The sequence below is a fragment of the Pseudomonas sp. L13 genome, assembly GCF_009935965.1.
GTDB classification, from domain to species: domain Bacteria; phylum Pseudomonadota; class Gammaproteobacteria; order Pseudomonadales; family Pseudomonadaceae; genus Aquipseudomonas; species Aquipseudomonas lactis.
Genome location: NZ_QODJ01000006.1, coordinates 106,574 through 121,990, shown reverse-complemented (window position 1 = coordinate 121,990; position 15,417 = coordinate 106,574). Strand labels below are relative to the sequence as shown.

Genomic DNA, 15,417 nt, shown 5'->3' with positions numbered 1-15,417 from the left:
TTTTCTGCCTATTTCGTTGGCAATTTATATAGGTTGATTGCGCCTTCAGCAACCGCAAAGATTCAGCGGAGGGAGGCTAAAGACAACCATTCAATAGGTGGCCCTACGAAGCGCAGGCAACAACAGGCGTGGCAAATAAGCGATGAGGGATGGGCTCGGTGCACCTCTACCTATTTCGCTCGTGTGCCTTGGTAAATGAGATAGCTGGCTGGATAACCTGGGGACTCGTTACATGGATAAAGAACAAGATATGCAGTTGGCAACAGAGCAGTTGATGGCAGATCAAGCCGCGATGGAGGGGCCCTCGAATCCGGGAAGGCGCCGGTTCAATATGGGCGCTTTGGTGGCGGTTGCTGCAACTGCCATCGGCACATCAGGGCTTGGACGCCTGGCCCAGGCAACGGAGTCCAAGCCTACCTCCGATGGCTATCGGGTGCCCGCAGAGTGGGAGCCACACCAGAGCGTGTTGATGGCGTACCCCTATGACAAGAGCTACAAGGACCAGCTGAAACCCATGCAGGATTCTGTCATCAACGTAGCGAACGCCATTGCGCAGTTTGAGCCGGTCTTGATGATGGCGATGACCGGCAATACCGAGGTTGTACGCAAGCGCTGCGGCCCTAACGTTACTGTCATCAAGTATCCATACAACGATTGTTGGACCCGTGATACCGCGCCAGTATTCGCGCTAAGCCCATCAGGGCACGACATGCTGGGACGCGATTTCATTTTCAATGGCTGGGGTAACAGATGGTCGGCCACTCTGGATGATCAATTGCCCGTCGGCGTGTGCGCCACCCTTAATGTGCCTAAATCACCAGTCAATATGGTGTTTGAAGGTGGCGCGGTGATTACCGATGGGCAGGGCACGCTCATTACCACCGAACAGTGCCTGCTCAATCCCAATCGTAACCCGAGCATGACCAAGGCACAGATCGAGACCGCGCTGCTGCGTGCCTATAACGCGACCAAGATGATCTGGCTGCCGTATGGGGTGTACGGCGACGACGGCGCTGCCGCTACCGATGGGCATGTCGACCTGGTTACTGCCTACATCGAGCCAGCCCATTTGTTATTGAATTACCCGTCGGACCCAAGCAACCCCAACGTGCCCAGGATGGCGGCAAACCTGGCAGTGCTGCAACAAAGCACCGATGCAAGGGGCCGCCCCTTCAAGATTACCAAGATGCCCGTTCAGCCAACATTCAAGGTATCAGGCCTGACGGTGGAGAACTTCAGCTACATCAACTTCTACAAATCCAACGTCGGCATTGTGGTTCCTACTTCGAGCACTCCTTCAGATGAGATTGCCTTGAATCTCTTCCGGGAGATTTTTCCGGGACGGCCAGTCGTGGGTGTCGATGGCACCATCCTTGCCAACAATGGCGGTGGTGTGCATTGCATCACCCAACACATTCCTAGTGTCGGTTAGCGCTGAAAGTATTGCCGCCTATGAGACGCAAGCAATAGCCAGACTGCTTTCCCTCGCAGGGTTGGGCCAGTTCGGCTGATCCAGCCCTGCGCGGGGAATCACCGCCCAACTCCAAAAGATGACGTGCCCGCGTTTGTGCATGCCGCTGCATGGCGCATCCCCGTCAGCGCTTGCACAAAGCGTAGGAGACATGCGTGTGAGATCCTATCATTTAGTTTTATTGCTTTAATTTATCGCAATTTATATAGATTGATTGTGGTTAGAGCAGCCGCGACAATTCATCCGGAGCTAGGCCAAAAACAATAATTCAAAAGGTGGTCCTATGAAGTACAAGCAGCAACAGCCGTGGCAAACAATCGAAAAGGAAGCGGACTCGGTGTCCTGGCGCACCGCCCGCGTTCGAGTCGGCAGCCTGCGTGCCCTGCTGAAAGCGCTGACAATGCTTGCTGGCCCGGCGCTGGCAGCCAAACGAGTGGGCACCATCACCCAAGGCCGTGAGAAATTGATCAAGCATCAACTCCCCCGTACGCTCCTCGCTACGATCTGCAGCCTAGGCCTGCTAAGCGCTAACGCTAATGCGGAAGAGCGCACCCTGCGTGTCTACAACTGGTTCGACTACGTCGCGCCGCAGACCTTGGACAACTTCAAGAAGGAGAATGGCGCAAAACTGGTCTACGACATCTTCGACAGCAACGAAACCCTGGAGGCCAAACTGCTCACCGGAAACTCCGGCTATGACGTGGTGGTGCCGTCCGACAGTTTCCTGGCCAAGCAGATTCAGGCCGACGCTTTCCAGCCACTTGACCGCAGCAAGCTACCCAACTGGAAGCATCTGGACCCGCAACTGATGAAGCTGATAGAAGCCAACGATCCGGGTAACCGTTTCGCCGTGCCTTATTTGTACGGAACCGTACTGATCGGTTTCAACCCGGCCAAGGTCAAGGCTGCGCTCGGCGAAAACGCGCCGGTGGACAGCTGGGATCTGATCTTCAAGGAAGAGAACATTGCCAAGCTCAAGCAGTGCGGCGTGGCCCTTCTCGATTCGCCGACGGATATGATCCCCATCGCCCTCCACTACCTGGGCCTGCCGCCCAATAGCACTCAGGCCAAGGACTACACGAAGGCGGAAGAACTGCTGAAAAAGATCCGCCCCAACGTCGCCTACTTCCACTCCTCAAAATACATGACCGATATCGCCAATGGTGACATCTGCGTGGCCGTGGGTTACTCCGGCAGTTTCTCCCAGGCGGCCAATCGCGCCAAGGAGGCCGGTAACGGCGTGGTGGTGGACATGCGCTTGCCCAAGGAAGGCGCACCGGTCTGGTTCGACGTGCTGGCCATCCCCAAGGATGCGAAGAACCCGGATGATGCCCATGCCTTGATCAACTACCTGCTGCAACCCCAGGTGATTGCTCCGATCAGCGACTTCGTCGGTTATCCCAACCCGAACAAGGACGCCACTGCCCTGGTCAGCCCGGAAATCCGCAACAACCCCAATCTCTACCCCGCCGCCGACATCCAGACTTCGCTATTCGCGCTGGTGCCTCTGCCGTCCAGTGCAGAACGCGCTCGCACCCGTGCATGGACCAAGCTCAAGTCGGGAACCTGACAGTAAATTGCGCTGCGCCAGTGAAACTCAACGGAACCAGGCACAAGGCCGATGCGGTTTCGCTGGCACGCAGCGCCAATCTGGTCACCTTGCAGACCCAGTAGCCATTGGTAAAAGCATGATTGAAGTAACCGAAGTTTCCATTGCCGAGCTGCGCGCAGCCCTCGAAGCTGGCCGAACCACGGCAGTTGAGCTGGTCCAGGCCTATCTCTCACGGATCGATGCCTACGACGGCCCCAACACACCCACCGCCCTCAACGCAGTGGTTGTGCGCAACCCGAATGCGCTTGAAGAAGCGCAGGCCTCCGACGCCCGTCGTGCCCGTGGTGAGACCCTCGGCCCGCTCGATGGTATTCCCTACACAGCCAAGGACAGCTACTTGATCAAAGGGCTGACCGCGGCGTCCGGCAGCCCGGCCTTCAAGAACTTGGTTGCCCATCGCGATGCGTTCACCATCGAGCGCTTGCGCGGCGCCGGTGCGGTCTGCCTGGGCAAGACCAATATGCCGCCCATGGCCAATGGCGGCATGCAGCGCGGCGTGTATGGCCGTGCCGAGAGCCCGTACAACGCTGACTACCTCACTGCACCCTTCGCGTCGGGTTCCTCCAATGGCGCAGGCACGGCCACCGCTGCCAGTTTCGCCGCCTTCGGCCTCGCTGAGGAAACCTGGTCGAGCGGTCGCGGGCCGGCCTCAAACAACGGTCTGTGCGCCTATACACCGTCGCGCGGAGTGATCTCGGTGCGCGGCAACTGGCCACTGACGCCAACCATGGATGTGGTCGTGCCCTATGCCAGAACCATGGCCGACCTGCTCGAAGTACTCGACGTGGTGGTGGCCGAAGACGCCGACAAACGTGGCGACTTGTGGCGCTTGCAGCCTTGGGTACCGATCCCCAGCGTCGCTTCGGTGCGTCCCGCCTCCTACCTGGAACTGATTGCAAGGCCCGCCGCACTCGCTGGCAAGCGCTTGGGCGTACCGCGCATGTACATCAATGCCGACCCCGACGCGGGCACCAGCGAAGCGCCGGGTATCGGGTGGGCGACAGGCCAGCGGATCAATACCCGTGCCTCGGTGATCGCCCTCTGGGAAAACGCGCGAAAGACTCTGGAAGCGGCCGGCGCCGAAGTGGTCGAGACGGACTTCCCACTGATCTCCAATTGCGAGGGCGATCGACCTGGGGCGCCGACGGTGTTAACCCGCGGCCTGGTGTCCAGAGAGTTCCTCCATCACGAACTGTGGGACCTGTCAGCCTGGGCATTCGATGACTTCCTGCAGGCCAACGACAATCCCAGACTGAACCGTCTGGCTGACGTCGACGGCCCGCAAATTTTCCCGCACGACCCAGGCACTCTGCCTGACCGCGAAGATGGCCCGGCCATCGGCATGGACGAATACGTGCGCATGGCCGAGCGTGGCATCACCCCATGGGATCAGATCACCACACTGCCCGATGGCTTGCGCGGGCTGGAGCAGACTCGGCGTATCGATCTTGAAGAGTGGATGGATCGGCTGGGGCTCGACGCGGTGATCTTCCCGGCGGTCGCCGACGTGGGCCCGGCGAATGCCGATGTCGATCCGCAATCAGCGGATATCGCCTGGAGCAACGGCGTCTGGGTCGCCAACGGCAATCTCGCCATCCGTCACCTCGGCGTGCCAACGGTCACCGTGCCGATGGGCGTGATGCCGGACATCGGCATGCCCGTCGGCCTGACGTTTGCCGGTCGCGCCTACGACGACTCAGCGCTGCTGCGCCTGGCGTCGGCGTTTGAAGCCACCGGTTCGAAACGCTTGATCCCGGTGCGAACCCCACCCTTGCCAGGTGGCTGAAGCCGCAATGAGATTGGCGCGATAAAGCGCCAATTCTGCCAGTCACGGCAAGCCCGAGTAACAGAAACCAACCTTTCCCCAGCGAGCACTGCGTGAGCGTATGCATGCCTGGGTCAGCTTCAGTAACCCGCATTGAGAATCCTATGCTAAATGACAATTCAATAATCGATCAGGCGATGACGCGTGACAGCCTGTATGGCACCGAGGGTGAACCGACCTACGGGGGTATCACCAGTTTTATGCGGCGTCGCTACACCCGCGATTTGCGTGGCGTGGATATCGCCATCAGCGGCATACCATTCGATACCGCGACCAGCAATCGGCCGGGCAGCCGCTTCGGACCGCGGGCCATCCGCGAGGCATCGGTACAGTCCGCCTGGGCGCGTCACTGGCCTTGGGAGTTTGACCCGTTCGATCTGCTGGCTTGTGTCGACTATGGCGATTGCTATTTCGATTACGGCACCCCGGAGCAGACCCCTGCGGCGATCAGGACCCATGCCGAGCGTATCCTGGCGGCGGGTACCGCTATGCTGACCCTGGGCGGCGATCACTTCATCAGCTATCCGCTGCTGCAAGCTCACGCGGCCAAGTATGGTCCGCTGTCCTTGATCCATTTCGATGCGCACCATGACCTGGAGTCCGACGGCGAGGACAAGCGCATCGACCACGGCTCGATGTTCTATCACGCCGTCCGCGAAGGGCTGGTTGATCCTGCACGGTCCATCCAGATTGGCCAGCGCACGACCAATGACGACGTCATGGGCTTTCAGGTGCTCAATGCCAGTGAAGTGCATGATCGCTCTACCAAGGAACTGGCGGAAATTATCCGGGCGCGCGTTGGCGACCATCCGGTCTATCTCACCTTCGATATCGACTGCCTCGACCCGGCATTTGCCCCGGGCACGGGGACGCCGGTCTGCGGTGGACTATCGAGCCATCAGGCCTTGGCGATTCTGCGAGGTCTGCGCGGTATCAACCTGATTGGCATGGACGTGGTGGAGGTAGCACCGCCCTATGACCACGCCGAGATTACTGCGCTTGCCGGGGCCGCATTGGCGATGGAGATGATCTGCCTGTATGCCGCGCGGCATAAGCTCTAAACCAGTGGCCTGGACACTACAGACATTTTTCGACCAGTTGCTCTCATCACAGCAACTGGCCGGGTTCTGTCTGTCCCCACCGGCCGCTTAGGGTCGATAGCAGTCGATCATGACCGACCGCTTCTGGCCGAAATCCGTCATTTGAGATGCCAGCTATAGATCGATTGAAACGCCAGCGTACGATAGCTCTCCCTGATTATTCTCTAGACATAAGCGGCAGGAAAAATGTGCGAATCCGTCCCTACCGGTGCCGAAGACGACGCCAAGTCAGCCACGAAGTAAACGAATTATCTGGCAGGCACAGAAAGAGCTACAGCAGCTCAAGCTCCACCCCCTCACCCAACGTCGGCACTCCCTCCAACCGAACGGTCAAACGCGTGCAGGCAGCCTCCAGATTGCCCTGCTCCAACATATTCAGCCGATTGGCCCAATCTTGCATCATATGCCGACAGCAGCTCGACATACTCAGCATGGTTATAGGTGGCACTGGTCTTGTCCGGATCTGCGTGAGACAACTGCGCATCAATCCAAGGCGTTGGATAACCAATCTCGTGCAACGCCGTAGACAGCGTGGGCATCACGTCCTTGTCAAAGATGCGGCGGATTTGAGAGAGCGTGCTTTGTCGGCCCTCCTTGAGGGTCAACGCACGATGCGCCACCCAGCTATCAAATGTGCTTTTGAAGGTGTTTTCTTCCGCCATGCGATCGGCTTCACGGGGTATGCCGTCGATGCGCTTGAGGGTTGACCCCTTGGGCCAATAACTTGCGCGCTTCATCCCGACGCGCACGCGCCTCACGCAAACTGATTTCAGGATAGGTGCCGAGGGACATGCGTTTTTGCTTGCCGGCCCACACATAATGAAAGTGCCATGAACGCCCGCCGGAGACGCCCACTGCCACGGATAGGCCGCCAATATCGCCGAGTGTGTACTTTTTGCCGGTGGCTTGGCATGCCGGACGGCAGCGTCTGAAAGAGCCATTGGCCTAGCCTCCTGAAGGTTGAATTCAGGGCTAGATGCTCAGCGAATGTCTCGTAGGGCTCCCGCGACAATCCGATTTCGAAGCCATCCGTAAATGGACTGGATTCTGGACTGGAGTAATCCATGTACCCGTGGCTATCGATGGATCTCGGCAGAACAAAAAAAGGACTCCCAAGCGTCTATCCCCTAAATCGCAGGCAAAAAAAAGCCACTCGTTAGAGTGGCTTTTTCTTTAATGCTTGGAGCGGGAAACGAGACTCTCATCTGGCGTCCGACCCATTGAAATTTAAGGGGTTTCTTTTCTTGCCGAAGCAGGAAAAGACTCAATTCTGGACTCATTTTTAATGGGTATCAAGAGCACAAAAAAGGACACTCCAAGCCAGGCTATCGGGTTCTACCCATAGCCAATCGGGTCTCATTAGCGAGTTGTACTGCTGGCGTACTCTAGCTTAAGAAAGGAACTTAACACGCCAGTAACAGAACACCCGCGCCAGCCGAAACCAGGCCGACAGTGCGAATGAGCATTGCGCCACCGACTGGCATCCATCGCGCCAAGCCATAGCCGGTTGCGTGCAGCGCAGATGTTGCTGCGACAAACCCGACGGCATACCACGCAGGGCTGGGCATCTGCGGTAATTCAATACCATGGGCAATGCCGTGCACCAGCCCGGCCAGCCCGGTGATTAAGATACTGACTGGCATCGGAGGACTCGCCGCTACGGCAACCAGCAAACCCAAGGCAAGTACCGAGGCCGCAATACCGTTTTCCAGATACGGCACCGAAAACCCGTCAAACCCCAACAAACCACCCAATAACATGCAGCCCACAAAGTCCACCGGCAACATCCACCTGGCACTACCCTTCTGTTGCGCAGCCCACAAACCCACTGCAAACATCGCCAACAAGTGGTCGATCCCGGTCAATGGATGAGCCACACCCGCCATCAGACCTGACTCATCATGGCCGGGATGGGCAAATGCCAAAGCCGGCAGTCCACAGAGAACGATACAAAAAATCACCCGCGCAGATCGAGCTATCAGCATGAAAGGCTCCTTGGGTCAGTCACGAAGCCCAGTCGCCAGCGAACGTATTCGTCAACGTCTGGGCAGACAATAGGCTTACAGCCCCGGGGGGTTAGGGAATGCGCCAGGGGCGTGTTCGTAGGCCTGGGCAACGCGCAATGCGAGGGCGTCCTGGAAACGCGGGGCGACGATCATCATGGCTACCGACAAGCCGTCCGCAAGACCCGCCGGGATTGACGTCGCGGGGTGCCCCGTCAGGTCAAACGGCGCGGTATTGGCGAGCATGTCCAGTGCACTGTGCACGTACTCCTCGATGGGTGCATCCGGGGCGGTCAACAGCGTGGCTACGAACGGCATGGTGGGCATCACCAATACATCAAATCCTTAAATGCCTCGTCGTACTGGCGGGTCAGCTCCGGTACCAGCATCCGCGCCTTGGCGTAATAAACACCGTGCAGGTTTTTCAGGCTGTAGTGACCGGTCAACGCCACTGCACGGGCGCTGCTGGACAACGCATCGGCGTGTTCGCGGCGCTTCTCACCGAAGTAACTCATGATGTCCGGATCGTAGTAACCGTCCACGTTCATGCCATAACCGTTGCCCTGCAGCATCTGGTAGGCCGCACCGTCGGTGGCAATCACGTTCCACAGATCCAGCGCCACGCCCGCGTGCCACGGAGCACTGGCTTCACCGACACTGGCACCCAGGCTTTCAAGCTGGGCGACCGCCGCCTTGACCAGCGCATCCACCTGCGGCTCGGACATCCCCGGGATAGCAAAACCTTCTCGCAGCAAGCCGATTCTCAAGCCGGCAACGCCCTGATCCAGTGTCGCGAGGCAGTTGACCGCTTGCGGATTTTTCTGCCGGGAATCAAGCCCGTCGACCCCCGCAATGACGTCGAGCATCATTGCAACATCGCGCACGTTATTGGCCATCGGGCCCACATGGTCGATGGTCCGCTCAATCGGAAAAGCGCCGGTGTAAGGCACCAGGCCGTAAGTCGGTTTGTGCCCGACGATGCCGCTCCAGGCCGACGGCATTCGGATCGAACCGCCCTGATCGCCTCCGATGCCGTCCAGGCTCAATGAGCCGTTAGCCATGGGGATGCCAGCCACTGACACGTTGTCCTTGATGATCACAGTCTTGCCGGCCAACGGTCCTTGCGCCGCACCGACGATTCGGGTTTTCACGTACCAGGCGCCGTGCAGGTTGTCTGCCTCGGCGGCTTTGGTGTATGCGCGTTCAGGCGCTTGCTGCGCGACGTTGGCGGCGTACAGCGCATCGATGGCTTCGTAGGAGTTCAACGTTTCGTCGGCCAGGTTGAGGAAGGCCTCCATCTGGCTATCTGTCAGGTGATAACCGTGGTCTTCGGCGGCAATCAAAAAATCGGCTTTGCTGGGGCGTTTTACGGACATGGTGTTCTCCAAGTGACGTTAAAAACCACCCGATATCGGGCGTTCATTGGCTCAAGCCGCCCGTGCCCAATGCACAGGTTACGGCTCGCTCCGGAGGACTCCATTGTCCACGCCGGTCGCCACGCGGTGATCCATACCTGCCAGGGGAGGCGTATGGCAAACGTCCACGCAGAAGAGGATCAAGCCATCACAAGCTTGATGCTCAAAAGCTGTTCAGGAACAGGCTTGTCGGAACAACTCGTGGGCCTTGACCAGCGCTTCGGCGATTTTTTCCACCGGTTCGCGTTTGGCCATGGCTTGAGCTCGCAACGCGTTGTAGGCATCGGTCTCCGACATGCCCTTGGTTTCGATGAGGATTATTTTGGCCTGCTGCACGGTGCGCATGACCGCCATGCGCGCTTCCAGGCGCTTGACGTGCCCACCATAGCCAACACCATCATCTTCCGATCCCGGCAGACCGACTGCGTTGCCTGTCCGATGAAAGCCAAGTGCTGCCCAAACACATCGTTCCGCAAGATTGCTCGCAGCGTCCATGAAGCCGCTCGTGATGTGGCTCGGCGCATCGCAGCGACGCCGACATATCAGCTCTCTCGCCACGAGCGTAAGAAGGTCGAAATGTTGTTTGCTCACCTCAAGCGCATCCTGAAACTGGATCGCTTGCGGCTACGTGGCATGAGTGGCGCGACCGACGAGTTCACGCTGGCCGCCGCGGTGCAGAACCTGCGACATCTGGCCAAATTTACCTCTCAAGGGCCACTTGCTACCGGATAGGTGCGCCTGCAGGAAGCAAAAACCTCAAACCAACCCACTAACCGAGCTGCAAAGCTCAACGAAGGGCCGAAAAACCACTCAATGTGGTGAGTAGGTTCTCCGGTGGTGGTCGTGCCTGAGTTCAGGCGAGCTGAAAATCCGACTTTTTCAACAGAATCGGCCAGGAGCGGACGTTCGTCGCCTGGAACGTATTAGGTTCTAAAAATCAAGCCGCATTCCTAGGCGAATGACCGACCTCTGCTAGCTTCTTATGGAGACCTATGAGCTTTGGCGCATGGTCACAAAACCATCAGTGGTGCACACAGGATTGGGGCCATGACTAATAACAGCTTTAAACGGATGATGTTTTTGATCACGATGTTGCCACTCGCCATGAGTGCTCATGCAGACAATGCCGATACCGCCAACAAGAGCAATAACCCGTTAAACCTCGCCCCCGGCGCCAACCTGCAAGACTATTACACGCCAAAACTGTACGACACCAACGTGCACACCAACGATGCGCTACTGCGCGGTACCTTGCCGGTCGCTGCGGGCGACTTCATTGGCGTCCCGCAAATTCTGCGTGCCACGTTGCCGATCAGTACGCGCCCCGATCCGCGTCATGGCTACAGCACCGGCATAGGTGACCTGAACCTTTTCGATATCTTCTTGCTGAAAACCGGAGGTGTACAACTAGGCGTCGGCCCGCAGATTACCGCCCCGACGGCGATCCAGGACGAACTGGGCACCGGCAAGTGGCAGGCGGGTCTGGCTGCCGTGGCCATCGACGCCTCGCCCCGTGGATTGTTCGGCGCGCTGGTGCAATACCAAAGTTCCTTTGCAGGTGACAGCGACCGTCAGCACGTTGAGACCACCACTTTCCAGCCATTCATCATCCATAACCTGCCCAGAGGCTGGTACCTGCGCTCCACCGGCACCTGGACCTTTGACCTGAAGAACGACACGCACTTCATCCCCATCGGACTGGGCGTCGGCAAGGCCTGGAAATCCGGCAGCAATATCCTCAACGCTTTTGTTGAACCTCAGTGGACAGTCGAGCGCAAAGGCGATGGTTTGCCGCAATTCACTCTTTTTGCCGGCATCAATGTCACTTTCGGAAAATGAGGACAGGCTATGCGTGGAGTTGTTAGGTGGGCTGGTTTTTCCCTGCTTGCATTAGTCGCAGGCTGCGCTACGGGAACGCACTCTTCGTCCCCCGATACCCGAATTGGCAAGATCGCCATGGAGGGGCAGCTGCCTGCTCGCACACCTCTATCGCTTCGCTGTATGCCGAACTGGATTTCCAGCAAGCGACACAAGCTTATCTGTGGGCGCTTCCGTTGGTGTCCTATGCGCAATGGCAAGGGGAGTTTCGCGACAAGCTTGGCGCGAAAAGCGGCGATTTGATGGTGCTCAACAGTTACGAAGACAAGCTCGGCGTCATCACCGCCAATGCAACTACACCTTATATTCTCGGCTTTGTTGATCTCAATGAAACTGGCCCGCTGGTGGTTGAGTTACCGCCAGGGCCTACCGCTGGTGGTGTTGGTGATTTCTGGCAGCGCGCAATCATCGATATGGGCGAGACAGGTCCTGATAAAGGCAAAGGTGGCAAATACCTTGTGCTCCCTCCGGGCGCGGCCATACCGGCGGACAGTGGTGACTACTATCTCGCCAAGTCAGAGACGATGAATGTCCTGGTGGGCTTTCGCGTGCTGGACCCCGACCCCGGCAAGGGCAAGGCGCTGGTCGAGAAATTCAGAATGTACCCCTACTCCAATCGCGCCCAACCAACCCGAACCAATCTGTTAACCCCAGGAGGAAAAGCGTGGTCGGGAACTCAGCCCAAGCGCATGGCGTACTGGGAACGCTTGCATCAGATCATTCAAAAAGAGCCGGTCAATGAACGTGACCGGTTCTACATGGCAATGCTCGCCAGTCTGGAGATCGAAAAGGATAAACCGTTCAACCCCGCGGAGGCACAGCGCAAGGCTCTGGAGCAAGGCGCCCAGATGGGCGAACTTGTCGCCAAGGCCAACACCTTCGCCAAGCGATTTCCGGGTGTTCAATACTGGCCGGACCGTCAATGGGACACTGTGTTGAACATTGCCGAGCCGTCACAGCGAGTGGCCTTTTACGATCAGCTGTGGGAGCGCAGTGCGTGGTTCTATGACGCTGTGACAAACACCAAAGGCATGGTCTCCAGGACCCCTGGGCTGGGCCCGACCTATCTCGGCTCTTACACCGACGAGAAAGGCGATTGGCTCGATGGCAAATTTATGTTCGAAGTCACTCCTCTTGACACCGTCAGAAGTATCTCAGGAGCACGCGGAGTCATGGAAGACTGTGGACAAGACAATGCTGGGCTATTCCTGGATATCTGGCATCTGTCAAGAGGTAGCATGGACCACTCTGAGATTAGGACACTCCCCGCGAGCATGACCCACTCAATCGGGCTTGCAGGTGCAGATCGGTATCCTTTAACCGACTTAATTGAAAATACTTGTCATACTGCGGCGTCCTGACCGACAATACGGCTGCGCAGCAAAGCCATGACTTGGCCCGGTTCAAAGGTAAAACGCATGCCTTACCCCGCTGCCTGCTCTTTGCCGGCATGGGGCAGTTGCACTACCGGGCAATCGGCGACGCCCACTGTACTGCGGGTGATTTTCTCGACATTCTCCTGGGCCTTTTGCGCGTCCAATACCCAGGTACGGTAGAACTCGAACGGGCAATCGGCCACACCCTTGTCACCGTCGCCAGAGGCATGCATACCGGTGTAGCCACGGTGCAACAGCTTGAACAGGTGGTTCTGCGACTGGTCATTGGCCCGCGCATCACGAATCTGCGACACCGACAGTTGCGCATATTGAATGCCCATTTCCTCCTCGCCACACTCGCCCAGGGTTCGCCCGTCAAACCCGATGATTGCCGAGTGGCCAAAGTACGAATACACCCCATCGAAGCCCGCCGCATTGGCCACTGCCACATAGCAGTTATTGGCCCAGGCCATGCTCTTGGACATCTGCACCTGTTGCTCCTTGGCCGGGTACATATAGCCTTGGCAGCGCACGATCAACTCGGCGCCCGTCATCGCGCAATCGCGCCAGATTTCCGGGTAATTGCCGTCGTCGCAGATGATCAGGCTGATCTTCATGCCCTTGGGCCCGTCGCACACATACGTGCGATCACCGGGATACCAACCTTCAATGGGACACCAGGGGATGCACTTTCGGTAACGCTGCACGATCTCGCCAAGGTTGTTGATCAGCACCAGGGTGTTGTAGGGCGCCTTGTAGGGATGCTCTTCGTGGCGCTCGCCGGTCAGGGAGAACACTCCCCAGGTATTGGCCTGCCGACACGCCGCCGAGAAAATCGCGGTTTCTTCACCCGGAATACTCGCAGCCGTGGCCATCATCTCGTCATGGTCATACATGATGCCCATGGTGCTGTACTCGGGAAACACTACCAGGTCCATGCCGGGCAGGCCTTGCTTGATGCCGGCAATGATCTGGGCAATCGCCTTCGCGTTTTCGATGACCTGGGCCTTGCTGTGAAGGCGCGGCATCTTGTAGTTCACCACCGCGACCCCTACGGTGTCGGGGCTGCTGGAAATATCGCCATGACGCATAACAATGCTCCTGGTCTAGTGGCTGATCATCCACGGGCGTGGCCCGGTCCTGGTCTTGAGGCCCAGCGGGTTGGCCTTGCTCGGCAGTACTTGCTTGCTGCTGCCGCAGCAACTGCAACCGGCCGGGTGCCGACGGCTGTCCTGGTATTCGCCGACGGTTTGCGGTGCGTGGGCGCTGCGCTCGTTGCCGGTGATGGCCTTGCGCTGGTGGTTCGACAAGGTTTGCAGCGCCGGGGCCGACACCAGCAGTTGCCCGCCTACCCCTTCGCAGTAAGGGCAGCAACTGGGCTCGTTGCGCTCGGCGATGGGCCTTAGCATCGTGAAGGTGCCGCACGTTTGACACGCGTATTCGTAGGTCGGCATGGCTACAGGTCCGGGGCGATGGGCAGGTCGATGCTGCCGTCGAGGAATTGGGTCGGGCCGTTGGCGTTGGGGTTGATATCGAACTCGAAGATCTCGGTGGGCAACCACAAGGTGGCACAGGCATTGGGAATATCCACCACCCCACTGATATGCCCCTGCACCGGTGCCGAACCCAGCAAGGCATAGCCCTGGGCCGGTGAGTAACCGAACTTGGTCAGGTAGTTGATCGCATTCAGGCACGCCTGGCGGTAGGCGACATTGACGTCCAGATAGTGCTGCTGGCCCTGCTCGTCCACCGAAATGCCTTCGAAGATCAGGTAGTTCTTGTAATTGGGCGTGATCGGGCTCGGCTTGAACACGGGGTTCTTGATCCCATACTTGGCCATGCCGCCCTTGATCAGCTCGACTTTCATATGCACCCAACCGGCCATTTCAATAGCGCCGCAAAAGGTGATTTCACCGTCGCCCTGGCTGAAGTGCAAATCGCCCACCGACAGTCCGGCGCCGTTGACGTAGACCGGGAAGAAAATCTTCGCCCCCCGTGACAGATCCTTGATGTCGCAGTTGCCGCCATGCTCGCGCGGCGGCACCGTGCGTGCCCCCGTGGCAGCGGCGTCATCACGGGCCTGGCCCTTCAGCTTGCCCATATGTGCCGTGGCGGCCAGCGGTGGGTTGGCCAGGGGCGGCACGCGGGTCGGCTGGGTGTCGATCAGTTCCTGCTCGCGACGGTTCCAGTCAGCGAGCATCACCGGGTCGGGCAGGCAACCGATGAGGCCAGGGTGGATCAAACCGGCAAAATTCACCCCCGGAATATGCCGTGAGCGGGTGAACATGCCCTTGAAATCCCAGATTGCTTTTTGGGCACTGGGAAAATGGTCCGTGAGAAAACCACCGCCGTTCTGCCGCGAGAAGAACCCGTTGAAGCCCCATTGGGAATCGGCCCTGGCGCCGATATCGAGCAAGTCCACCACCAGCAAGTCGCCCGGTTCGGCGCCCTGCACGCCCACCGGGCCTGAGAGGTAATGCACGGTCGAAAGGTCCACGTCACGCACATCGCTGGCGTCGTCGTTGTTCTTGATCGCACCGGCGGTCCAGTCGTAGGTTTCCAGGATGAAATCATCGCCCGGCTTCACCCAGCACGCCATCGGGATATCAGGGTGCCAGCGGTTGTGGATCTGTTCGTTTTCAGTAACGGGCTGGTTAAGGTCGACTTTGATCAGCGTATCGGTCATGGGCTGGCTCCTGAGCGGATGGTCTGCTGCGTTGAAACCAGTCTCGGGGAG

Annotated in this window: 10 protein-coding genes and 4 pseudogenes; 7 read left to right on the top strand and 7 right to left on the bottom strand. The window is 58.5% G+C overall.

The window, feature by feature from the left end; genetic code table 11:
* Positions 1-232: 232 nt before the first annotated feature.
* From DK871_RS06130 to speB, 4 genes are all read left to right on the top strand, one after another.
* On the top strand, positions 233-1,432 hold the full coding sequence (locus tag DK871_RS06130) for an agmatine deiminase family protein (protein WP_218581329.1): 1,200 nt from the start codon (positions 233-235) through the stop codon (positions 1,430-1,432).
* 322 nt (positions 1,433-1,754) lie between these two features.
* Positions 1,755-3,041 carry a polyamine ABC transporter substrate-binding protein gene (locus DK871_RS06125; RefSeq protein WP_256677386.1) on the top strand — a complete coding sequence of 429 codons (1,287 nt, stop codon included), beginning with the start codon at positions 1,755-1,757 and terminating at the stop codon, positions 3,039-3,041.
* A gap of 118 nt (positions 3,042-3,159) precedes the next feature.
* Positions 3,160-4,869, top strand: a complete 1,710-nt coding sequence (locus DK871_RS06120) for an amidase (RefSeq protein WP_161904360.1) — start codon at positions 3,160-3,162, stop codon at positions 4,867-4,869.
* A gap of 143 nt (positions 4,870-5,012) precedes the next feature.
* Positions 5,013-5,969 carry an agmatinase gene (gene speB / locus DK871_RS06115; RefSeq protein WP_161904359.1) on the top strand — a complete coding sequence of 319 codons (957 nt, stop codon included), beginning with the start codon at positions 5,013-5,015 and terminating at the stop codon, positions 5,967-5,969.
* Between the two features lie 346 nt (positions 5,970-6,315).
* On the opposite strand, the pseudogene DK871_RS06110 reads toward speB, so the two are convergent.
* The 4 genes and pseudogenes from DK871_RS06110 to DK871_RS06095 all read right to left on the bottom strand — a co-directional run.
* Positions 6,316-6,949 (bottom strand): annotated as a pseudogene (locus DK871_RS06110) (integrase family protein); the annotation flags it as partial.
* A gap of 462 nt (positions 6,950-7,411) precedes the next feature.
* The gene (locus DK871_RS06105; RefSeq protein WP_161904358.1) at positions 7,412-7,993 is read right to left on the bottom strand and encodes a HupE/UreJ family protein; all 582 of its coding nucleotides are present in this window, start codon (positions 7,991-7,993) and stop codon (positions 7,412-7,414) included.
* Between the two features lie 75 nt (positions 7,994-8,068).
* Positions 8,069-9,462 (bottom strand): annotated as a pseudogene (locus DK871_RS06100) (amidase family protein).
* Positions 9,463-9,600: 138 nt separating this feature from the next.
* Positions 9,601-9,804: pseudogene (locus tag DK871_RS06095) on the bottom strand (ANTAR domain-containing protein); the annotation flags it as partial.
* A 3-nt stretch (positions 9,805-9,807) separates the two neighbouring features.
* Here DK871_RS06095 and DK871_RS06090 point away from each other — a divergent pair.
* The 3 genes and pseudogenes from DK871_RS06090 to DK871_RS06080 form a co-directional block, all read left to right on the top strand.
* Positions 9,808-10,158: pseudogene (locus tag DK871_RS06090) on the top strand (transposase); the annotation flags it as partial.
* A 339-nt stretch (positions 10,159-10,497) separates the two neighbouring features.
* On the top strand, positions 10,498-11,265 hold the full coding sequence (locus tag DK871_RS06085) for a hypothetical protein (protein ID WP_256677390.1): 768 nt from the start codon (positions 10,498-10,500) through the stop codon (positions 11,263-11,265).
* Between the two features lie 281 nt (positions 11,266-11,546).
* Entirely contained in the window at positions 11,547-12,665 is a 1,119-nt protein-coding gene (locus tag DK871_RS06080) for a DUF1254 domain-containing protein (RefSeq protein WP_256677389.1), read from the top strand.
* Between the two features lie 62 nt (positions 12,666-12,727).
* On the opposite strand, the gene DK871_RS06075 is transcribed toward DK871_RS06080, so the two are convergent.
* From DK871_RS06075 to fmdA, 3 genes are read right to left on the bottom strand one after another with little or no spacing between them, the layout of a single operon-like run.
* Entirely contained in the window at positions 12,728-13,771 is a 1,044-nt protein-coding gene (locus tag DK871_RS06075) for an aliphatic amidase (protein WP_161904356.1), read from the bottom strand.
* Between the two features lie 15 nt (positions 13,772-13,786).
* Entirely contained in the window at positions 13,787-14,134 is a 348-nt protein-coding gene (locus DK871_RS06070) for a zinc ribbon domain-containing protein (RefSeq protein WP_161904355.1), read from the bottom strand.
* Positions 14,135-14,136: 2 nt separating this feature from the next.
* Complete coding sequence (gene fmdA / locus DK871_RS06065) at positions 14,137-15,366, bottom strand: formamidase (RefSeq protein ID WP_161904354.1); 1,230 nt, start codon at positions 15,364-15,366, stop codon at positions 14,137-14,139.
* Positions 15,367-15,417: the final 51 nt, after the last annotated feature.

What these genes read in the sequence shown, in the direction of transcription:
- DK871_RS06125 (WP_256677386.1), top strand. Translation starts at nt 1,755, where the DNA reads ATGAAGTACAAGCAGCAACAGCCGTGGCAAACAATCGAAAAGGAAGCG.
- DK871_RS06120 (WP_161904360.1), top strand. Translation starts at nt 3,160, where the DNA reads ATGATTGAAGTAACCGAAGTTTCCATTGCCGAGCTGCGCGCAGCCCTC.
- DK871_RS06080 (WP_256677389.1), top strand. Translation starts at nt 11,547, where the DNA reads ATGGTGCTCAACAGTTACGAAGACAAGCTCGGCGTCATCACCGCCAAT.
- DK871_RS06130 (WP_218581329.1), top strand. Translation starts at nt 233, where the DNA reads ATGGATAAAGAACAAGATATGCAGTTGGCAACAGAGCAGTTGATGGCA.
- DK871_RS06105 (WP_161904358.1), bottom strand. Translation starts at nt 7,993, where the DNA reads ATGCTGATAGCTCGATCTGCGCGGGTGATTTTTTGTATCGTTCTCTGT.
- DK871_RS06075 (WP_161904356.1), bottom strand. Translation starts at nt 13,771, where the DNA reads ATGCGTCATGGCGATATTTCCAGCAGCCCCGACACCGTAGGGGTCGCG.
- DK871_RS06070 (WP_161904355.1), bottom strand. Translation starts at nt 14,134, where the DNA reads ATGCCGACCTACGAATACGCGTGTCAAACGTGCGGCACCTTCACGATG.
- speB (WP_161904359.1), top strand. Translation starts at nt 5,013, where the DNA reads ATGCTAAATGACAATTCAATAATCGATCAGGCGATGACGCGTGACAGC.
- DK871_RS06085 (WP_256677390.1), top strand. Translation starts at nt 10,498, where the DNA reads ATGATGTTTTTGATCACGATGTTGCCACTCGCCATGAGTGCTCATGCA.
- fmdA (WP_161904354.1), bottom strand. Translation starts at nt 15,366, where the DNA reads ATGACCGATACGCTGATCAAAGTCGACCTTAACCAGCCCGTTACTGAA.